Annotated in this window: 24 protein-coding genes; 15 read left to right on the top strand and 9 right to left on the bottom strand. The window is 54.9% G+C overall.

The window, feature by feature from the left end:
• Positions 1-8 precede the first annotated feature (8 nt).
• The gene (locus tag CS910_RS11980; RefSeq protein ID WP_173866232.1) at positions 9-182 is read left to right on the top strand and encodes a hypothetical protein; all 174 of its coding nucleotides are present in this window, start codon (positions 9-11) and stop codon (positions 180-182) included.
• Here CS910_RS11980 and CS910_RS06810 read toward each other — a convergent pair.
• From CS910_RS06810 to CS910_RS06800, 3 genes are read right to left on the bottom strand one after another with little or no spacing between them, the layout of a single operon-like run.
• Complete coding sequence (locus tag CS910_RS06810) at positions 157-876, bottom strand: ABC transporter permease (protein WP_099210557.1); 720 nt, start codon at positions 874-876, stop codon at positions 157-159. The genes CS910_RS11980 and CS910_RS06810 overlap by 26 nt on opposite strands.
• Positions 864-1,781: an ABC transporter ATP-binding protein gene (locus CS910_RS06805; protein WP_099210555.1), complete on the bottom strand. Its 918-nt coding sequence runs from the start codon at positions 1,779-1,781 to the stop codon at positions 864-866. The genes CS910_RS06810 and CS910_RS06805 overlap by 13 nt, the downstream gene beginning before the upstream one ends.
• Positions 1,763-2,908 (bottom strand): DUF5711 family protein, encoded by a 1,146-nt coding sequence (locus CS910_RS06800; RefSeq protein ID WP_223211975.1) that lies wholly within the window; start codon positions 2,906-2,908, stop codon positions 1,763-1,765. Before CS910_RS06800 ends, CS910_RS06805 begins: the two co-directional genes overlap by 19 nt.
• A 225-nt stretch (positions 2,909-3,133) precedes the next feature.
• On the opposite strand from CS910_RS06800, the gene hydB reads away from it, so the two are divergent.
• The 6 genes from hydB to CS910_RS06770 are packed head-to-tail and all read left to right on the top strand — an operon-like array spanning position 3,134 to position 7,879.
• A complete protein-coding gene (gene hydB, locus CS910_RS06795; protein ID WP_099210551.1) occupies positions 3,134-4,237 on the top strand; it encodes an NADPH-dependent hydrogenase/sulfhydrogenase 1 subunit beta in 1,104 nt (367 codons plus the stop codon).
• Positions 4,234-5,118: an NADPH-dependent hydrogenase/sulfhydrogenase 1 subunit gamma gene (gene hydG / locus CS910_RS06790; protein WP_099210549.1), complete on the top strand. Its 885-nt coding sequence runs from the start codon at positions 4,234-4,236 to the stop codon at positions 5,116-5,118. The genes hydB and hydG overlap by 4 nt, the downstream gene beginning before the upstream one ends.
• Before the next feature lie 10 nt (positions 5,119-5,128).
• Complete coding sequence (hydD, locus tag CS910_RS06785) at positions 5,129-5,923, top strand: NADPH-dependent hydrogenase/sulfhydrogenase 1 subunit delta (protein WP_099210546.1); 795 nt, start codon at positions 5,129-5,131, stop codon at positions 5,921-5,923.
• Positions 5,920-7,206 (top strand): NADPH-dependent hydrogenase/sulfhydrogenase 1 subunit alpha, encoded by a 1,287-nt coding sequence (gene hydA, locus CS910_RS06780; RefSeq protein ID WP_099210544.1) that lies wholly within the window; start codon positions 5,920-5,922, stop codon positions 7,204-7,206. Before hydD ends, hydA begins: the two co-directional genes overlap by 4 nt.
• 54 nt (positions 7,207-7,260) lie before the next feature.
• Positions 7,261-7,470 (top strand): hypothetical protein, encoded by a 210-nt coding sequence (locus tag CS910_RS06775; protein ID WP_099210542.1) that lies wholly within the window; start codon positions 7,261-7,263, stop codon positions 7,468-7,470.
• Entirely contained in the window at positions 7,451-7,879 is a 429-nt protein-coding gene (locus CS910_RS06770; protein WP_099210541.1) for a type II toxin-antitoxin system VapC family toxin, read from the top strand. Before CS910_RS06775 ends, CS910_RS06770 begins: the two co-directional genes overlap by 20 nt.
• A gap of 1 nt (position 7,880) precedes the next feature.
• Here CS910_RS06770 and CS910_RS06765 read toward each other — a convergent pair whose 3' ends face one another.
• A complete protein-coding gene (locus CS910_RS06765) occupies positions 7,881-8,606 on the bottom strand; it encodes a hypothetical protein (protein WP_099210539.1) in 726 nt (241 codons plus the stop codon).
• Between the two features lie 110 nt (positions 8,607-8,716).
• On the opposite strand from CS910_RS06765, the gene CS910_RS06760 reads away from it, so the two are divergent.
• Positions 8,717-9,169, top strand: a complete 453-nt coding sequence (locus CS910_RS06760; protein WP_099210537.1) for a hydrogenase maturation protease — start codon at positions 8,717-8,719, stop codon at positions 9,167-9,169.
• On the opposite strand, the gene CS910_RS06755 is transcribed toward CS910_RS06760, so the two are convergent.
• The 5 genes from CS910_RS06755 to lonB form a co-directional block, all read right to left on the bottom strand.
• Positions 9,166-9,432, bottom strand: a complete 267-nt coding sequence (locus tag CS910_RS06755) for a hypothetical protein (RefSeq protein WP_145955375.1) — start codon at positions 9,430-9,432, stop codon at positions 9,166-9,168. The two genes, CS910_RS06760 and CS910_RS06755, sit on opposite strands and share 4 nt — an antisense overlap.
• Before the next feature lie 130 nt (positions 9,433-9,562).
• The gene (locus CS910_RS06750; RefSeq protein WP_099210533.1) at positions 9,563-9,856 is read right to left on the bottom strand and encodes a hypothetical protein; all 294 of its coding nucleotides are present in this window, start codon (positions 9,854-9,856) and stop codon (positions 9,563-9,565) included.
• A 78-nt stretch (positions 9,857-9,934) separates the two neighbouring features.
• Complete coding sequence (locus CS910_RS06745; RefSeq protein WP_099210531.1) at positions 9,935-11,275, bottom strand: SUF-like minimal system protein SmsB; 1,341 nt, start codon at positions 11,273-11,275, stop codon at positions 9,935-9,937.
• Positions 11,272-12,012, bottom strand: coding sequence for a Fe-S cluster assembly ATPase SufC (gene sufC, locus CS910_RS06740; protein ID WP_099210529.1), 741 nt, complete (start codon positions 12,010-12,012; stop codon positions 11,272-11,274). Before sufC ends, CS910_RS06745 begins: the two co-directional genes overlap by 4 nt.
• A 102-nt stretch (positions 12,013-12,114) precedes the next feature.
• Positions 12,115-14,019, bottom strand: a complete 1,905-nt coding sequence (gene lonB / locus CS910_RS06735; RefSeq protein WP_099212457.1) for an ATP-dependent protease LonB — start codon at positions 14,017-14,019, stop codon at positions 12,115-12,117.
• Between the two features lie 112 nt (positions 14,020-14,131).
• On the opposite strand from lonB, the gene CS910_RS06730 reads away from it, so the two are divergent.
• The 7 genes from CS910_RS06730 to CS910_RS06700 all read left to right on the top strand — a co-directional run bounded on the left by CS910_RS06730 (position 14,132) and on the right by CS910_RS06700 (position 17,907).
• Positions 14,132-14,923 carry a DUF2666 domain-containing protein gene (locus CS910_RS06730; protein WP_099210527.1) on the top strand — a complete coding sequence of 264 codons (792 nt, stop codon included), beginning with the start codon at positions 14,132-14,134 and terminating at the stop codon, positions 14,921-14,923.
• A 63-nt stretch (positions 14,924-14,986) separates the two neighbouring features.
• The gene (locus tag CS910_RS06725; protein ID WP_099210525.1) at positions 14,987-15,373 is read left to right on the top strand and encodes a RidA family protein; all 387 of its coding nucleotides are present in this window, start codon (positions 14,987-14,989) and stop codon (positions 15,371-15,373) included.
• A 24-nt stretch (positions 15,374-15,397) separates the two neighbouring features.
• The gene (locus CS910_RS06720; protein ID WP_099210523.1) at positions 15,398-15,766 is read left to right on the top strand and encodes a Mov34/MPN/PAD-1 family protein; all 369 of its coding nucleotides are present in this window, start codon (positions 15,398-15,400) and stop codon (positions 15,764-15,766) included.
• A gap of 55 nt (positions 15,767-15,821) precedes the next feature.
• Positions 15,822-16,205 (top strand): ArsR/SmtB family transcription factor, encoded by a 384-nt coding sequence (locus tag CS910_RS06715; protein ID WP_099210521.1) that lies wholly within the window; start codon positions 15,822-15,824, stop codon positions 16,203-16,205.
• On the top strand, positions 16,198-16,500 hold the full coding sequence (locus CS910_RS06710; RefSeq protein ID WP_223211938.1) for a nucleotide pyrophosphohydrolase: 303 nt from the start codon (positions 16,198-16,200) through the stop codon (positions 16,498-16,500). Before CS910_RS06715 ends, CS910_RS06710 begins: the two co-directional genes overlap by 8 nt.
• A 172-nt stretch (positions 16,501-16,672) precedes the next feature.
• Positions 16,673-17,122 (top strand): Lrp/AsnC family transcriptional regulator, encoded by a 450-nt coding sequence (locus tag CS910_RS06705; protein ID WP_099210519.1) that lies wholly within the window; start codon positions 16,673-16,675, stop codon positions 17,120-17,122.
• A gap of 71 nt (positions 17,123-17,193) precedes the next feature.
• Complete coding sequence (locus CS910_RS06700) at positions 17,194-17,907, top strand: DUF92 domain-containing protein (RefSeq protein ID WP_099210517.1); 714 nt, start codon at positions 17,194-17,196, stop codon at positions 17,905-17,907.
• The last annotated feature ends 89 nt before the right edge of the window (positions 17,908-17,996 follow it).

Genomic DNA, 17,996 nt, shown 5'->3' with positions numbered 1-17,996 from the left:
GTGATGGCATGGAGAGGAAAATGGTCTACAGGGTTCTGCTCGTCGTCGTGATAATCCTCGCGGTAATCTTCACCCTCGGCGTGGTCGGCGTCGTCCCCTTCGTCTGGAGCGAGTATATAACCGTTTTCATGGTAATTCTGTTCTTCGCCCTCAGGTTCAGTAAAGGCGCTCAATCCTCGTGACCGAGAGGTAAACGAAGACCATCGCAAGCAGGAGCAGGACGAAGAGAGAGTAGAGCGGGTTGACGACGTCGTAGTAGTGGAGCATCGCGAAGCGCAGGCCGTCAACGGAGTACGTCATCGGCGTGAGCAGGCCAATAACCAGAAACCATCTCGGGAAGAGGAGGAGCGAAACTATCGCCCCGCTCGTGAACATCATGGGCAGTCTTATCAGGTTGAGCCACGTCATCGCGTTTATCGGGTTCTCAACGACGAGGGAAACATAGAGGCCAAGGGCGGAGAAGGCGACGGCCGTGAGAACAAGATAGACCGCGAGGAGAGGAGTGCTCCAGATTGGGTAGGCCATGAAGAACCCCAGGAAGAGCAGGCTCACGAGGCCGACGAAGAGCCCGAAGAGGGAACCTGTCAGAACCTTTGCGAGGACAATCTCAAGGTAGCTCACGGGCGCAACGAGGAGCCTTTCAAACGTCCTCAGTCTTCTCTCGAAGATTACGGAGGAGGAAACGAATGACGTCGTGCCAAAGAGGACCGAGATGGAAAGAAGGCCGGGGGCGAGGTGGTCAACGTCGCCGAAGCGCACCGCAAAGGCCAGCGTGAAGACGAGCGGAAAAACGACACCCCAGCTTATTGAACCGGGTTTCAGCAGGTACTCCCTCAGCTCCTTCTCCGCTATTGTCAGAACCTTCAAAGGGGACACCCCCCACACGGGCACTTAGTCAGCTCGACGAAAACGTCTTCAATTCCGGGAATCTCGGTGCACAGGGAGGTAACCCTGAAGCCGAGCTCAGACTTGAGAGAGCACAGCTCCCCCAGAAAGCCGTCAACATCATCAACCTCGAAGACGAGCTTCCCCTCCTCGAAGGAAGGATTGTAACGTTCAAGGGCCCTCAGAAGGGAGGAGCTCAGGGGCTCGACCGAGAGTCTGACGACGGTTTTTCTCCCCACTAACTTCGCGAGCTCGCTCCTCTTACCCTCGGCGACTATCCTTCCGTCTCTCATTATCGCTATCCTCTGGGGAATCGTCTCGGCCTCAACCATGTTGTGGGTCGTTATGAAGACCGTCATCCCCCGCCTGTTCAGGGCGCGGATTAGGGCCCTAACGGCCCTCGCGGAGTGAACGTCCAGGCCGTTCGTCGGCTCGTCGAGGAAGAGCACTTCCGGCTCGTGGACGAGGGCCGAGGCTATCGTGACCCTTCTCTTGAAGCCCGTGCTCAGCCTGCCGAACTTCTTATCGGCAGGAAGCTCGAACTCCCTTATCAGCTCATCGACCCTCTCACGGGGGGCGTCGTAGAGCTTTGCCATGAAGAGCAGGTTTTCCCTAACGGTCAGCTCGTCGTAGAGGTTTGAAACGTCCGGAACGAGGCCTATCGAGCGCCTCACCGCGAGCCTCTCGGTCTTGACGTTGAAGCCGTTCACGTAGGCCTCACCGGAGGTTATTGAGGTCAGGGTCGTCAGCATTCTAACGGTGGTTGTCTTTCCCGCCCCGTTAGGACCGAGTAAGGCGAATGCCTCTCCCCTCTTGACCTTGAAGCTGATTCCCCTTACTGCCTCGAAATCGCCGTAGCGCTTGACGAGGTTGTTGGCTACGACCGCTTCCGCCATAGCAGGACCCCCATGAGAACGACCGCCAGGGTAAGGAAGGCGCCAACGTACGGGTTGAAGCCGAAGCTTTCACGGGTTGAGGTTTGGGTTGCGGGCGTTGTCGGTGAGACCCCCGCAAGGGCCCACGCCTCTATGACGCTGTAGCAGTTCTGGACGTCGTGGGAGCCGTACTCGGTGAGGAAGTAGCCCCTCGGCGAGAACGCGACGTGATAGGCCGTCCCATTGAAGCGTTCGAACCAAACAACAGTTCCGTTCGGAGAAATCAGCTCAGCGGTCTTTCCGTAACTGACAACCGTATAGTTATTCATCGTTGCAACGTCGTAGGCGTAACCAATCAGCGGGACGGAGTAGATAGCCCTTCCATCGAGGTCGAGCAGTGTAACGTTGCCGAAGTTTCCGGCAACCGCAACGCTCTTTCCGTCGGTTGAGATGGCCCTCGCGTAGCCGTTGAATTTCTTCTCCCAGAGAACCTTTCCATTAGGTGAATAAGCAACAACCCCGCTCCACGATTCCGACTGGGGAACAACGAGGGCTAAAACTTCATTTTTGGCCGTTAGGACTTTCCTTACTGGGCCGAGATTATCGCGCCATAGGAGTTTCCCAGAGACCGAGAAGGAGTAGAGCCCCGAATCGGAGCCGGCAAAAACAGTATCGTTCTGAAGCAAAACGCTCCATGTGTAGTTCCCAACGCGCTTTTCCCACGCGAGCTTCCCATTCCGAAGCAGGTAAACCCACCCCGAAGCGTCGCCTGCGACGGCGAGGCTACCGTTCTGAGAGATTGAAACGCTAACGACGGCGTTTTTCAGTTCCCTCTCCCAGAGGACCTTTCCGCCCTTGAAAGCCTGAAGCCACCTGCCTTCGGTTCCGATTAGGAGTATACCGCCCTCGGAGAGCGCCGAGGAGTATGCTATTCCACGCGTCGGCGCTTTCCAGAGGAGTTTTCCGTTGGGACTCAACAGCTCCGCGTAGTAGCCGAAGGCGAGGCCGATTGTCCCGTTCCCGTTGATTGCCATCGAGAACACGGCGCAGGTATCCGAGTAGCTCCAGAGATGAGACGGCTGAAGGGCGAGAACGTGAGGCTGAACCAACAGGATGAGCGCGATTGCAGCGAGCGTTCGGGTCTTCATCTCCCACACCGGCATTCGTTCGGACAGCCTAATAAAAAGCTTTCTGGTGCACGCGTCTAAGCTAAAGCACTTTTGTTTTCTTCTCTCGTTAGGCTAAACAAACGATGTAAACCTTTGGTTTAGAATTCTCGGGTTTAAAAACGCTTTTTTAGGCTCCGGGTAAGTCCCTATTGAGGGAACAAAAATGGTCGTGTGTATGTTTATGTTCATCGGAGGTGGTGGGGGTTGAGATACGTTAAGTTGCCAAGGGAAAACACCTACGCCTTCCTTGAAAGGCTCAAGGAGTGGGGCAAGCTCTACGCCCCGGTCAAGATATCGGAGAAGTTCTACGACTTCCGCGAAGTTGATGACGTCAGGAAGGTGGAGTTCCACTACAACAGGACTATAATGCCCCCGAAGAAGTTCTTCTTCAAGCCCAGGGAGAAGCTCTTCGAGTTCGACCTCAGCAAGCCTGAATACAGAGAGACCATCGAGGACGTCGAGCCCTTCGTGCTCTTTGGAGTTCACGCCTGCGACATCTTTGGACTCAAGATACTCGACACCGTTTACCTCGACGAGCTCCCCGACAAGTACTACAAGGTTCGCAGGGAGAAGGGAATCATAATAGGAATCAGCTGTATGCCGGACGAGTACTGCTTCTGCAACCTCCGCGAGACGGATTTTGCCGATGACGGCTTCGACCTGTTCTTCCACGAGCTCCCCGACGGCTGGCTGGTCCGCGTTGGCTCGCCCAAGGGACACAGGATAGTTGACAAGAACATCAAGCTCTTCGAGGAGGTCACCACCGAAGACATCTGCGCCTTCAGGGAGTTCGAGAGGAAGAGGAGTCAAGCGTTTAAGTACCACGAGGACTGGGGAGACCTGCGCTACCTGCTCGAGCTTGAGATGGAGCACCCTATGTGGGAGGAAGAGGCCGAGAAGTGCCTCGCCTGCGGAATCTGCAACACGACCTGCCCGACCTGCCGCTGCTACGAGGTGCAGGACATAGTCAACCTCGACGGCGTAACCGGCTACCGCGAGAGGCGCTGGGATTCCTGCCAGTTCAGGAGCCACGGCCTCGTTGCCGGTGGCCACAACTTCAGGCCCACCAAAAAGGACCGCTTCATGAACCGCTACCTCTGTAAGAACTCCTACAACGAGAAGCTCGGGTTAAGCTTCTGCGTCGGTTGCGGTCGCTGTACCGCATTTTGTCCGGCCGGCATAAGCTTCGTTCGCAACCTGCGCGTCATCCTCGGCCTTGAGGAGCGCTCCTGCCCGGCCAAGATAGCCGAGGAGATACCGAAGAAGGGCTTCGCCTACGCCGAAAACATAAGGGGTGAGGACGTATGAGCGAGGTAGTTCCCAAGGAGATTATGATGCCCGACGATAACCCCTACGCCCTCCACAGGGCTAAGGTTCTCAAGGTTTACAGGCTCACCGATACGGAGAAGCTCTTCCTCTTCCGCTTCGAGGACCCCGAGATAGCCGAGACCTGGACGTTCAAGCCCGGCCAGTTCGTCCAGCTCACGATTCCGGGAGTCGGAGAGGTTCCAATAAGCATCTGCTCCTCACCTATGAGGAAGGGCTTCTTCGAGCTGTGCATCAGGAAGGCCGGAAGGGTCACCACCGTCGTCCACAAACTGCAGCCGGGCGATACAGTTCTCGTCCGCGGTCCCTACGGCAACGGCTTCCCCGTTGACGACTGGGAGGGCATGGACCTGCTCCTCATAGCGGCGGGTCTCGGAACGGCACCGCTGAGGAGCGTCTTCCTCTACGCGATGGACAACCGCTGGAAGTACGGTAACATAACCTTCATCAACACCGCCCGCTACGGAAAGGACCTGCTCTTCTACAAGGAGCTTGAAGCCATGAAGGACCTGGCGGAGGCTGAGAACGTCAAGATAATCCAGAGCGTAACCAGAGACCCCGACTGGCCAGGAAGGCACGGAAGGCCCCAGAAGTTCATAGTCGAGGCCAACACCAACCCGAAGAAGACGGCAGTGGCTATCTGCGGTCCGCCAAGGATGTACAAGTCGGTCTTCGAGTCGCTCATCAACTACGGTTACAGGCCGGAGAACATCTACGTGACGCTGGAGAGGAAAATGAAGTGCGGAATAGGAAAATGTGGCCACTGCGTTGCCGGAACGAGCACGAGCTGGAAGTACATCTGCAAAGATGGCCCGGTCTTTGGCTACTTCGACATAATATCAACGCCCGGCCTGCTGGACTGAGGTGGTGGCGATGGAGGAGAAGAAAGTCAGGATTGGGTTTTACGCTCTAACGAGCTGTTACGGCTGTCAGCTCCAGCTGGCGATGATGGACGAACTGCTCAAGCTCCTTCCAAGGGCCGAGATAGTCTGCTGGTACATGCTCGACAGGAACAGCGTCGAGGACGAGCCCGTCGATATCGCGTTCATCGAGGGTAGCGTCTCAACGGAGGAAGAGGTTGAGCTCGTCAAGAAAATCCGCGAGAACGCGAAGATTGTAGTGGCTGTCGGTTCCTGTGCCGTTCAGGGTGGGGTTCAAAGCTGGGAGAAGGACAAGCCCCTTGAGGAGCTCTGGAAGACCGTTTACGGCGACGGAAAGGTCAAGTTCCAGCCCAAGATGGCCGAGCCCGTCTCGAAGTACATCAAGGTGGATTACAACATCTACGGCTGTCCGCCGGAGAAGAAGGACTTCCTCTACGCCCTCGGAACGTTCCTCGTCGGCTCGTGGCCAGAAGATATAGACTACCCGGTCTGCCTTGAGTGCAGGCTGAAGGGCAACCCGTGCGTGCTCCTTGAGAGGGGCGAGCCCTGCCTCGGTCCGATAACGAGGGCCGGCTGTGACGCGAGGTGTCCAGGCTTTGGAATAGCGTGCATCGGTTGCAGGGGCGCGATAGGCTACGACGTTGCCTGGTTCGACTCCCTCGCGAGGGTCTTCAAGGAGAAGGGCCTGACCAAGGAGGAAATCCTTGAGAGGATGAAGATTTTCAACGCCCACAACCCGAAGCTGGAAGAGATGGTTGAGAAAATCTTCGGAGGGGAGAGCCAATGAAGAACGTTTACCTGCCAATCACCGTTGACCACATCGCAAGGGTAGAGGGCAAGGGTGGCGTCGAGATAGTCATCGGCGACGATGGTGTCAAGGAGGTCAAGCTCAACATCATAGAGGGGCCGAGGTTCTTCGAGGCTATAACCATCGGCAAGAAGCTCGACGAGGCCCTTGCGGTTTACCCGAGGATATGCTCCTTCTGTTCAGCGGCGCACAAGCTCACCGCCGTGGAGGCGGCCGAGAAGGCGATAGGCTTCACCCCACGCGAGGAGATTCAGGCTTTGAGAGAGGTCCTCTACATCGGCGACATGATTGAGAGCCACGCTTTGCATCTCTACCTACTCGTCCTGCCGGACTACCTCGGCTACTCCGGACCGCTCCACATGGTTGATAAGTACAAGAAGGAGATAGGCATAGCCCTCGACCTCAAGAACCTCGGAAGCTGGATGATGGACGAACTCGGCGCGAGGGCCATACACCAGGAGAACGTCGTCCTCGGGGGCTTTGGAAAGCTCCCAAGCAGGGAAACCCTCGAGAAGATGAAGGATAAACTTAAGGAAGCCCTTCCGAAGGCCGAATACACCTTCGAGCTGTTCGCCAAGCTGGAGCAGTACAAGGAAGTCGAAGGGCCGATAACGCACCTCGCCGTGAAGCCGAGGAACGACGTCTACGGAATCTACGGGGACTACATAAAGGCCAGCGACGGAAACGAGTTCCCGAGCGAGGACTACAAGGAGCACATAAAGGAGTTCGTAGTCGAGCACAGCTTCGCCAAGCACTCCCACTACCACGGAAAGCCCTTCATGGTCGGTGCCATCTCGCGCGTCGTCAACAACGCTTCACTCCTCTACGGCAGGGCGAAGGAACTCTACGATGCTCATAAGGAGCTCCTCCGCCCAACGAACCCCTTCGCCAACAACTTAGCTCAGGCCCTTGAGCTCGTTTACTTCATCGAGCGCGGAATCGATTTGCTTGACGAGGCCCTCGCGAAGTGGCCGATAATGCCGAGGGACGAGGTAGAGGTTAGGGACGGCTTCGGCGTCAGCACGACCGAGGCACCGCGCGGAATCCTCGTCTACGCGCTCGAAGTAAAGGACGGAAAGGTCGCCTACGCGGACATCATAACGCCAACCGCCTTCAACCTCGCCATGATGGAGGAGCACGTCAGGATGATGGCCGAGAAGCACTACAACGACGACCCCGAGAGGATTAAGTTCCTCACCGAGATGGTAGTAAGGGCTTACGACCCGTGCATCTCCTGTTCTGTCCATGTAGCGAAGCTCTGAGCTCTTCTCAAATTTTTTATAGGGAGTCGAAGATAGAACTCATCGGGGGTTAACATGGCTGAAGAAATCGTGGATGTTGTTATTCAGGTGAAGGTTCCCAAAAAGTACGCCGAGACGTTTAAGAAGGACGTCGAGGCCATGGCTTGGTATCTTTCCCACAAAGACGAACTGTTTGAGAACATGAAAAAGCTCAAAGGAATAATGAAAACCGACAAGAGCTGGAAGGAACTCAAGAGGGAGATTTATGAGGGAATTGCTGATTGACAGCTCTCTCCTTGTAGAGTACTTCAAAGGCAACGAACGGGCGGTTAAGCTCTTTGAGTCATTTGAGAACGAAGAGGTTGCCCTTTACATAACGGAGACCGTTTTCAGTGAGGTCACATACCTGCTTATCGGTTATTTTTCAAAGCTCGCCCCCCGAACCGTCAAAGGGCGAAGGGACAAACTGCCGCCGGAGATTAGAGCCGTTTTCAAGGCGCTGAAGGGTTTTGGATTTATCGAATCCTCTCAGAGAACGGTCTTCAAAGCAATGGAGCTAATCGAAAAGTACGCCATGCTCCCGAACGATGCACTAATTCTCGCGACCTGCATCGAGCACGGCTTTGCCTTGGCTACACTCGACGAGGACTTCTTTGAACCTGCAAAGAAGGAAAGGGTGGAGCTGATTTCCTGAATCACTTTCCAGCCATCTTCTCGCAGGGGAAGTACACCTTCCCGACGAAGACATCTCCCGTTGGCCCGACAATGTGAATCTCGCCGATGGAGTATCTGTAGATTACTGTAACGCCCCCGCTCGTCGTTTTGCAGACCTCGGGCAGAACGTAGGTGCCGTTTTTATATTCAACAGAGGGAGCGTTGGCAATTTGAATTGGCTCCGGCAGTTCAACAGTTACGTTGAAGGTCTCGTTCCAGAGGGTTATCCTTTTCAGGGACCAACCGATGGGCCTGACGATGTAGTGCGTTCCATTCTTCTCGACATCGTAGTTGACGACGAGGTCAACGACTTTTGTTGGAGTTCCCGAGAACCTTATGTTCGCTATCGCAATGGAACCGTTCTTGAGCCACACCGTTGCGGAGTACGTCCGTAGGGAATTGTTGAACAGGTACGGGGGAAGCATGTAAACGTCCTTTGAGAGTCTGAAGGCGGAAACGTTCTTTACATCCGAGCCAGCCTTTATCAGCACGGCAGGGTAGACATCGTTTATGGCAAGGCTCTTGTAGCCGACGAAGTGCGTACTCACGTTAATCGTGACAACTGTCACGTTGATGGGCACTTTAAACGGCGTGTAGGTCACGTTGAGGGCGAAGCTTGATGACGCGGTCTTGCCCCCGGTCTGTACGAGGCAACCGGCCGAGAAAACGACGAGCACCAGCACCAGCGGTACAATCTTTCTCATCATCGGAACATCCCTCCTTTCAAATTTTGAGATGATTGTAACTACTGTGAAGAGTATATAAGGGTTTCGATAAGGCTCATAAACCCCAGTGGCAACTAAGGTGGGGGGAAGATATGAGAACGCTTATACTTGCCCTTGGAAACGAGCTGATGAAGGACGACGGAGTTGGGCTCAAGGTCGGTAGAATTCTCGCCGAGAAGGGCTACAACGTCCTTGAAGTTGGGACCGACATCTTCATGCTATCAAGCCACTACAACGGTGAGGAGCGGATTATAATCGTTGACGCAATTCTGAGCGAGACGCTCAAGCCGGGAGATGTTATACACCTCAAAGGGGAGGATGTCTTCGAGAAGCTGAAGGCCGAGATAAGGAGCGCTCACTTCATGGGGGCGATAGACGGCCTTAAGCTCCTCATGAAGCTCGATGAAAGGCTCGCCCGGGCGGAGGTTCACTTCGTTGGAATAGTTGCGAAGGAGATTGACCTCGGAACCGAGCTCAGCGAGGAGGTCAAAAAAGCCGTTCCCAAAGCTGTTGAGCTCATCGAAAAAATTGTAGCGGGGGATTAAGACCTGAGAACCTTCAGCTCGTTCTTGAACATTCCCCAGTTCAGGTACAGGTGGATTGCTATGAGGGCCAGCATGACCATTCCGTAGTGCACGTGGAGCTGGAGGAGTTTCTTAGCGGGCTCGCCGAGGAAGCTTCCCCTGTGTGCGGCGATTGCGCTCGATATCGTCAGGAACACTGCTCCAACGTAGAGGGCTATCAGTATCGACGATATTATTGCCTTCGTCTTGACTATCCTCTTTCCGTTTCCTGCCATCCCTACCACCGGTTATGACGAGTGTCATGCCCTTTTAAAAATCTTTTGTAAAATGAAACCCTTTTATTGGTAACTAATCACTGGCTCGATGTCAAGCGCCCCTGAAAAAACGTATGAAGTTTGATAAAAATTAAAAGAATCAGCCAAAGAGGAGTTGTAACTCCCTCCGCATTATGCCCCTGTTCATGATTATGTGGATTGTTATCAGGACCATCATGAAGAGACCGTAGCGGGCGCGCAACTTTAGGAAGTCCAGGTGAGTCATTCCGAGGAACGTTCCGTTCTTGCTCGCCACTATCGTGCCGATTGTTATGAAAACTACCCCGAGGAACCCTACGAGGAGCAGGAGCGAGAGGAAAGCCTTCACTCGCAGTTTCTTCCGGAGTTTGGGGTTTTTCATAGCCTCTTCAAAGGCTTTTTCCATCGGGTTCATGGGACCACCGAGTTTAAAAAGGAAAGCCAGATTTAAAAATACTTTGAAAAATTTTCATTTAAAACCAAAGGTTGGGGCTCACATGCCCCCGCTGACCGCTAGCTCTATTATCTTCCTTATTTCAACGAGGAACTCCATCGGAATGTCCTTGAGCATTGGCTCGAGGAAGCCCTTCACTATGAGCTGTGTCGCCTTCTCCTCGTCGAGTCCCCTGCTCATGAGGTAGAACAGCTCCTCCTCGCGTATCTTGCCTATCGCTGCCTCATGGCTCAGCTCGGCATCGTCAACCTTGCTGACCAGCCCGGGGTAGGTCTCCATCGTGGCCCTGTCGCTGAGGAGCAGGGCATCACAGCTTATGTGGCCCTTCGTCTTAGGAGCCTCTGCCCTTATGATTCCGCGCGTTATCACGGTGCTCTCGTCCATTATCACAGCTTTGCTCGCGTTTATTCCCCCAGCGCCTTTGCCCCGGAGGTACATCTCACCGCCCAGGTCCACGAACCAGTCCTTCTGGCCGAGTAAGATACCGTTCAGCTCGACGTAGCCGTTCTCCTCCACCCAGTACTTCGGATTGGCGACGTTGCTCCTTCCGGTTCCGAGGCCGACGGTGGTGTTGATGAAGCGCGCCCCCTTTCCTATCCTCGCTCTCGTCATGGGCCTCGTGTGGACGTACTCCGGCCAGTTCTGCAGAACGGTCAGCTGGCCCTTCGCTCCCTCGTGGAAGTACGCCTCGGTCATGTCGAGGTGGAGTGAGTGCTTGACGAGTATCGGAGCCGTACAGCCCTCTATGAGGTGGAACTCCGTGTTCTTCTCCGCGATTATGATGATGTGCGGTGCCTGAGCAAGGGCGCTCTCCTGTATCAGGAAGAACAGGTGGAGCGGGAACGGGACCTTAAGGCCCTCCTTGACGTAGAGGAAGATTCCACCGTTCCAGACTGCTGTATGGTAGGCCGTAAGCTTGCTCTCGTCAACGCGGAAGAGCTTGAGGAAGTGCTCCTTGACGAGGTCGGGATACTTTCTCACCGCCTCCTCGGTCGGAAGGACTATCAGGCCCTTCTTGGCCCACTCCTGAAGGAACTGGTTGTAGATAACGCCGGTGTCGGTCTGAACCGCTAAGCCGGCTATGTACTTCTGCTCGACCTCGCTGATTCCAAGCCTGTCGAGGAGAGCCTTCATCTCCGGTGGCAAATCGTCGAGGCTCTCGATGTTCTCGGGCAGGCCCTCGATTTCGGGCTTCGCTATGAACTGGAGCAGTTCCTCCTCGCTTATGACCGGGTCGTTCAGCGGGGCCCTCTCGAACGCTTCTAACGCCTTGTACCTTATCCTCGTCATCCACTCCGGTTCCCTGTTCCTCTTTGCGAGCTCCTCAATCTGGTTCTCGATTATGGCCTTGGCATCGCTCATGGTTATCGTCTCGGTCATGCTCCCACCTCCTCGAAGATTCCGGCGAAGCCTTCCCTGTCTATCCTGTCAACGAGCTCTCCCCCGCCGGTCCTCACAATCCTGCCGTCCTTCATGACGTGGGCGGTGATTCTGTTCTTGTCGATGTGCTCGAGGATTCTGCCGTAGTGGGTTATCAGGAGTATCGCGGTTCCCCTCTCGTGGAGCTCCTCAATCTTCCTGCTGATTACGCTGAGCGAGTCAACGTCAACACCGCTGTCGGGCTCGTCCAGAATCAGGAGCTTCGGCTCGATGAGAACCGCCTGGAGGAGCTCGAGCCTCTTCCTCTCGCCGCCGGAGAAGCCGACGTTCACGTAGCGGTGCAGGTCCTCCTCTTTGAACCACAGCTCCTTCGCCTTTTCAACTATAAGGTCGTAGGCCTCCACCGGGTCGAGGCCCTTGAGCTCGACCAGAACCTGCTGGAGAAAGTCGATTATCTTAACGCCCTCGACCTCGGGCGGAACCTGGAAGGCCAGCAGAATCCCGCGCTTGGCCCTCTCGTCCGGGCCGAGTCCGGTTATGTCCTCGCCCTCGAAGAGAATCCTTCCGTCCCTGACCTCGTACTTTGGGTGGCCCGCTATCGTCAGGGCGAGAGTTGATTTACCGCTCCCGTTGGGCCCCATTATGACGTGGAACTCGCCGGGTTTGACCTCGAGGTTGACCCCCTTGAGTATCTCCTTGTCCTCAACGTTCACGTGAAGGTTCTCAACTTTGAGCATTAGCTCACCCCCGTGGGTAACGTAGATGGGACGTTTTTTAAGCATTACTGGACACGGATGTGAATTCCAAGAGGGGGAGAAACGAAAAGTAGAAAAGACCGCTCAGTGGGCGAGCGGAAGGGTCTCGCGAATCTTCCTGAGGAGCTCGTCCTTGGCCGGCGAGTCCTCGAGGGCTATCTCAAGCACCTCGTCAATCCGCTCGACCGGGTAAATCTCTATTTTCTCGGCCTTGTCCGGGCTCAGGAAGACGTCCTTCTCGTTGGCCTTGGGGATTATGACCTTCTTTATGCCAGCCTCGATGGCGGCTTCAATCTTCGGCGTCGCACCGCCTATCGGCAGGACCTCGCCACGGACGCTGAGCGAGCCGGTCATGGCAACGTCCTGCCTTATCGGAATGTTCTCAAGGGCCGAGATGACGGCGGTGGCAACGCTTATGCTCGCCGAATCGCCTTCGACGCCCTCGTAGGTCTGGAGGAACTGGACGTGGATATCGTACCTGCTGATGTCCTCGCCCTTGTAGCGCTTGATTATGGCCGAGACGTTCTGAACGGCCTCCTTCGCTATCTCTCCGAGCTTTCCTGTGACGATTATCTTTCCTTCTTCCTTGCTCGCGGCGGGAGCAACAACCGCTTCAATCGGCAGTACGATACCGCTCTCCTCGCCGATAACAGCTAAGCCGTTGACGCGACCGATTTCGCTTCCCTCGCTCTTTATGACCTGGTATTCCTTCTTCCTCTCGATGTACCAGTCGGCGAGTTGCTTTTCGAGGGGCTTCGCGAGCTTGAGGGCCTCAAGAACGTCTTCCCGCTCGACAACCTTCTTGCCCTTCTTTATCGCGATGTCTCCGGCGGCCCTCACTATACCGCCGAGGTCGCGGAGGCGTAGCGTTAGGTGGCCCTTCCTGCCGGCCCTCTTCTGAGCTTCGCGAACGATTTCCTCAACGGCCTCGCGGGTGAAGTGCGGAATCTTGCCGTCGCGCTTTACCTCCTGGGCAACGAACTGGACGAGCTTTCTCCTGTTCTCTATCGTGTCCGGCATCGTGGTTCTCATGTAAACCTCGTAACCGTAGCCCCTAATCCTCGAGCGGAGCGCGGGGTGCATCTTCTCTATCGTGTCGAGGTTTCCAGCGGCAACCAGTATGAAGTCACAGGGAACCGGCTCGGTCCTCACCATGGCACCGCTCGAGAGCTCGCTCTGGCCCGTAATCGGGAACTTCTTCTCCTGCATCGCAGTGAGGAGACTCTGCTGCATCTTGAGGGTCAGCGTGGCTATCTCGTCTATGAACAGGACGCCCTTGTGGGCGCGGTGTATCATTCCCGGCTCAACTCTCTCATGAGCAGGAGTACCTAATCCACCACTCTGGAACGGGTCATGTCTAACGTCTCCAAGCAGTGCACCTGCGTGCGCCCCCGTCGCGTCTATGAACGGGGCCTTGGTTCTTCCGCAGTTGTCAACGAGGAGCTTGGGAACGAGGACGGTGTTCCTGAAGCGCATGTTCGAGAGCGCCATCATGGTGAGGATTATGACGAAGATTCCCATGAGGAGCGTCGTTGCCGTGAACTGCAGGAAGAGGGCGAACATGACGGTGAACATGACGAAGAGCAGTATGTAGGACTTCATGCTCTCCTGGCTCTTTGCCTTCTCGCGGTACTTCTCGACTATCCTCCTACCCTGGCACGCCGGAACGGTCTTGATTTTGGGCATGTTCTCGTCTTCTGGATTCGGGAAAACGAGAATGTCTTCGAGGTTCTCTGTTGGGAGGAGCTCCGCCATCGCCTGGCCGAGCATTGACTTGCCCGTTCCCGGTTCGCCGATTAGGAGGACGTGTCTCCTCTGGGTCGCGGCGGTTTTTATGACCTCGACCGCGTGGTCCTGCCCAATGACCTGGTCTATGAGCTTCTCGGGAACCTTGATTTCCTCGGTCGTCTCGAACTCGACGCCAAGGTCCAGTTTTTCCCCGTACTCGCGCGGGAGGGGTTTTTCCTTAACCATCTCCTCCTCGCCCATCTCCTTTCCCTCTCTCATCTCTAAGACCCAATGAACCGGGCGATTTATAACCTTTTTCGACGGCGGTGGAAAAAGATAAAAGCCCGGACGAGAACTCAACTCAGGTGAGAGTATGAAGGTTGAGGAGCACGTTGCGTTTACAGCCAAACACGGGGACTGGAACGTCGCCAAAAAGCTGACCGATATGGAGAACGAAAGGATAGCGCACTTTTTGGCCGGAGTTTCAAACACTGTCAACGCGAAGATTGGTGGCTACCTGAGCGATGCAATAGACGTTGAGGGCGTGAAGGCCCTCGCGGGGGAGCTCAGGAAGGACTCGCTGGCCGATACCGTCGTTGCCCTCAAGTCCCCCGGAACCGCGAGGAAGCTCGGCAACCTCGTGAACGAGACCGACAAGAAGCTCAGGAAGCTCCTCGTGGATGTCGCCAAGGCCTACCTCGTCAGAGAAACACTCAGGCCCCTTGTCCCCATTGATTACCCCGAGGGAATCCTCGAAGGCGTTGACGTGGAGTTTCCCTTCGAGGACGAGCACGTCAATTTCACCGCAAAGCACGGACGCTGGATAGTCGTCAAGAGGCTCATCATAGACGAGAAGACCCCGATGCTCGACGTGGCGAGACTGCTCGCGAGCATAAATGAAACCGCCACGCTCAAGCTCCCCGTTTACGCGGACATAGATGTAGAGGGAATTGAGGAGGAGTTCTCGGCCTTCAAGAAGGTCAAGAAGTCGGACATTCCAAAGGTCATTGAGGTTTACGAGGCGTTCGAGCCTTCACTCTACGCGGACGAGCCCTTTGAGGAGCACGCGAGGGTTTACGCCCTCAGGATTGCGCTCGATAAAATCGGCCTCAACCTTGACGTTCCGGCTAAATCCCTCGAGAAGTACCTCGAAAAGAAAGGATGATGAGGCCGAGGACACCCGAGGAAACGATGAGGAATCTTCGCTTCGCTGACGGAGGTGATTGAGATGGAGAAAAAGGTTGTCTACACGGAGAAGGCCCCCAAGCCGATAGGGCCCTACAGCCAGGCGATACTGGTCGAGGGCGGAAAGCTCCTGTTCGTTTCCGGCCAGATACCGCTTGACCCAGAGACCGGAGAGATAGTCGGCGAAACCATCGAGGAGCAGGCCGAGAGGGCCATAAGGAACATGCTGGCGATAGTTGAAGAAGCAGGGGGAAGCGCTGAGAACGTGGTCAAGGTTACCGCCTTTCTCAGCGACATCAACGACTACCCCAAGTTCAACGAGGTCTACGAGAGGTTCTTCTCAAAGGCGAAGCCCGCCAGGGCGGTCGTTGAAGTGGCCAACCTGCCCAAGGGCGTTAAGGTCGAGATTGAGTGCATCGCCGTCCTCTGATTCTTTCCCTTTTGAGGTGGAAGCATGAAGGTAAGGATTAGGCGCGAGCTCTTCGAGTATCTCCTTCAGCTCGCGAGGAGCGCGTATCCCAACGAGTTCGCTGGCTTTCTGAGGGAGAAGGAAGGAATATTCGAGGAGGTTCTGATAGCCCCGAACCCGCACGCGGGGCCGAGGAGCATATTCTTCGACACGTGGATGCTCCCCTACGACGAGAGCATCAAGGGAACAGTCCATTCGCACCCGAGTCCGGCTCCTTGGCCGTCCGAGGGCGATTTGGAGTTCTTCTCGAAGTTCGGCGGGGTTCATCTCATAATAGCCTGGCCCTTCACGGAGGAGAGCGTGAGGGCCTACTCGAGCGACGGTCGTGAACTGCCAATTGAGATTGTTGATTGATTTCATATGAAAAGTTTTATTAATCCGGGAGTCTCTATTACCTCTGGTGATGTTCGTGAAGGTCGGGGAACTCTTTGAAAAGCTCGATGAAAGGCAGAAAAAGACGGTTATGAGGTGCGTTGAGAAGTGTGGAATCCCAGAACTCGATGCTGAGATAGAGCCCGAAGTTAAAGAAGAAGCTGTGAAGTTTCTCAAGGTTCTTTCGAACCCCATCAGACTGGCCATTTTAAAGCTCCTTCGCGACCAGTGGCTGTGTGTCTGCCTAATTTCCGAGGCACTCGAGCAAGACCAGACCCTCATAAGCCATCACCTCAGGACACTCAAATCCCTTGGTCTCGTCGAGGAGAGGAAAGAGGGAAGGATGAGGTTTTACAGAACGAGAAAAGACATCCTCGAGGATTACCTGGCCAAGGTTAGGGGGGAACTCCTCGGTGAATGAGTGGCAGAAGCTCGTAGATGAACTTATAAACGAGCTTGGAGGCTATTGGAAACCCTTTGAAATGCTGGCGGCACTAACTGAGGAAGTTGGGGAACTGGCCGACGCTATGCTCGCCCAAGAAGGCATAAAAGGGAGCCCTGGCGAAGGAAAGCTGGAGGAAGAACTGGGGGATGTACTCTTTGCGCTCCTCTGCATAGCCAACTACTACGGGATTAACGCCGAGGAAGCGCTAAAGGTGAGCGTTGCGAAATACCGGGCTAGAGACGTCAAATCAGGGGGTTCGAAAACCAAGTAAATTTTTCCCAAGTAATACGGCATGCCTTTAACATTTTGTTCTATATATTTCTCAAGTAATGGGGAACTACAAGCGTTTTCGAATAACCTAATGGCCTGAAATACCACACAGAACGAAATATTTTTATAGGAGTTGAGAAACTCTCTAAGTAAATAAAGCCGGAGGTGAGTGAATGAGCGATAAAATAACCGCTATCGACATTAGGATTTTGAAGCTGCTCGCCAAGAACGCCCGTCTTACATACAAGGAGCTTGCCGAGCTTCTCGGCACGACAAGGCAAAGGATTTCGAGGAGGATGAACAGACTTGAACGCAACGGGGTTATACTCAAGTACACAGTCATTCCCAACTACGATGCTCTCGGTTACATTCATGTCATTCTCGGTGTTAGTGTTAAACCCGATGTTAACCTTGATGAAATCATCGAGGCACTAAAAGAAGACGACAACATAAAGATAATTGAAAGGGCAATCGGCTCCCACAACCTGATACTCCACGTTATCGGCCCTAAGGACATGAAAGAACTCGAGAAAATAGTCTCTGATATAATGAAGAAGGTACCTGGGATAGACCACATAGACATTACGTTCGTCACGGACGTTGTCAAGTTCGAGGCTCTCTGAACTCTTTTTCTTCACATTGATGCATGGAAACTTTAATAAGCCAACCCCAAAACTACCCCCAGGTGTCAGGGATGCTCGAAAGGCTCATCACTGACGTTGCAGTCGTGGCAGTGCTTGGCGCTGGGTCCTACAAAGTGGGCGCCCTCGACGGAAAGGGTGCCTTTTCGGCGGCCCTCCTTGGATTGGCTGTCATCGAACTCGGTGGCATCTATCCTTTCCTCGCGCTCCTCGCTTTCGTGGTCCTTGGTGTTTTAGCAACCAAATACCGCTACGATGAAAAGAGGAAGAAGGGCGTTGCCCAGTCCAACGGGGGCATAAGGAGCTGGGGCAACGTGATTGGCAATGGTCTCGCGGTGGTTCTCTTCCTAGTCCTCGAGAAGCTCTCAATGATGGACACATTTTGGGCGGCGACCTTCTCGGCGATAGCGACCGTTAACGGCGACACACTCGCGAGCGAGCTTGGAAAAGTCTTCGGCAGGAAGCCGAGGCTCATCACGAACTTCAGGCCTGCAAAGCCGGGAACCAACGGCGCAATCTCACTCCCCGGCGAGCTCTTCGCCCTCCTCGGTTGCCTGGTGATAGCGCTCTTCGCCCTCCCTCTGACGGCCCACAAAACTCAGATGCTCCTGGCCGTCGTTCTCGGTGGCTTCGTAGGGGTCAACCTCGACAGCCTCATAGGGGCAACGCTTGAGAACAGGGGAATCACCGACAACAACTCGACGAACTTCCTCGCTGCCCTGATGGGGGGCCTGATTGGAGCGGGGATATTCTACATCCTTTCGTGAGCTTTAAGAACCTCTTCTCCAGAACTTGGGACGGCGGATGATGACTACGGCGGATTCCCGAGCGGTGAGGACGACCTTAGGGTCTGACG

Source organism: Thermococcus henrietii (assembly GCF_900198835.1).
In the GTDB taxonomy this organism is placed as follows: Archaea; Methanobacteriota_B; Thermococci; order Thermococcales; family Thermococcaceae; genus Thermococcus; species Thermococcus henrietii.
Note: the sequence above shows the minus strand (reverse complement) of the source record. Positions and strands in the feature narration are given on the sequence as shown.

Bases quoted from the DNA above. Each gene is read 5' to 3' on its own strand.
- CS910_RS06745 (WP_099210531.1), bottom strand. From the start codon at position 11,275: ATGACCGAGACGATAACCATGAGCGATGCCAAGGCCATAATCGAGAAC.
- CS910_RS06770 (WP_099210541.1), top strand. From the start codon at position 7,451: ATGAGGGAATTGCTGATTGACAGCTCTCTCCTTGTAGAGTACTTCAAA.
- CS910_RS06700 (WP_099210517.1), top strand. From the start codon at position 17,194: ATGCTCGAAAGGCTCATCACTGACGTTGCAGTCGTGGCAGTGCTTGGC.
- lonB (WP_099212457.1), bottom strand. From the start codon at position 14,019: ATGGGCGAGGAGGAGATGGTTAAGGAAAAACCCCTCCCGCGCGAGTAC.
- CS910_RS06725 (WP_099210525.1), top strand. From the start codon at position 14,987: ATGGAGAAAAAGGTTGTCTACACGGAGAAGGCCCCCAAGCCGATAGGG.
- CS910_RS06760 (WP_099210537.1), top strand. From the start codon at position 8,717: ATGAGAACGCTTATACTTGCCCTTGGAAACGAGCTGATGAAGGACGAC.
- CS910_RS06750 (WP_099210533.1), bottom strand. From the start codon at position 9,856: ATGAACCCGATGGAAAAAGCCTTTGAAGAGGCTATGAAAAACCCCAAA.
- hydG (WP_099210549.1), top strand. From the start codon at position 4,234: ATGAGCGAGGTAGTTCCCAAGGAGATTATGATGCCCGACGATAACCCC.
- sufC (WP_099210529.1), bottom strand. From the start codon at position 12,012: ATGCTCAAAGTTGAGAACCTTCACGTGAACGTTGAGGACAAGGAGATA.
- CS910_RS06720 (WP_099210523.1), top strand. From the start codon at position 15,398: ATGAAGGTAAGGATTAGGCGCGAGCTCTTCGAGTATCTCCTTCAGCTC.
- hydA (WP_099210544.1), top strand. From the start codon at position 5,920: ATGAAGAACGTTTACCTGCCAATCACCGTTGACCACATCGCAAGGGTA.
- CS910_RS06705 (WP_099210519.1), top strand. From the start codon at position 16,673: ATGAGCGATAAAATAACCGCTATCGACATTAGGATTTTGAAGCTGCTC.
- CS910_RS06800 (WP_223211975.1), bottom strand. From the start codon at position 2,908: ATGAAGACCCGAACGCTCGCTGCAATCGCGCTCATCCTGTTGGTTCAG.
- CS910_RS06765 (WP_099210539.1), bottom strand. From the start codon at position 8,606: ATGATGAGAAAGATTGTACCGCTGGTGCTGGTGCTCGTCGTTTTCTCG.
- hydD (WP_099210546.1), top strand. From the start codon at position 5,129: ATGGAGGAGAAGAAAGTCAGGATTGGGTTTTACGCTCTAACGAGCTGT.
- CS910_RS11980 (WP_173866232.1), top strand. From the start codon at position 9: ATGGAGAGGAAAATGGTCTACAGGGTTCTGCTCGTCGTCGTGATAATC.
- CS910_RS06805 (WP_099210555.1), bottom strand. From the start codon at position 1,781: ATGGCGGAAGCGGTCGTAGCCAACAACCTCGTCAAGCGCTACGGCGAT.
- CS910_RS06730 (WP_099210527.1), top strand. From the start codon at position 14,132: ATGAAGGTTGAGGAGCACGTTGCGTTTACAGCCAAACACGGGGACTGG.
- CS910_RS06775 (WP_099210542.1), top strand. From the start codon at position 7,261: ATGGCTGAAGAAATCGTGGATGTTGTTATTCAGGTGAAGGTTCCCAAA.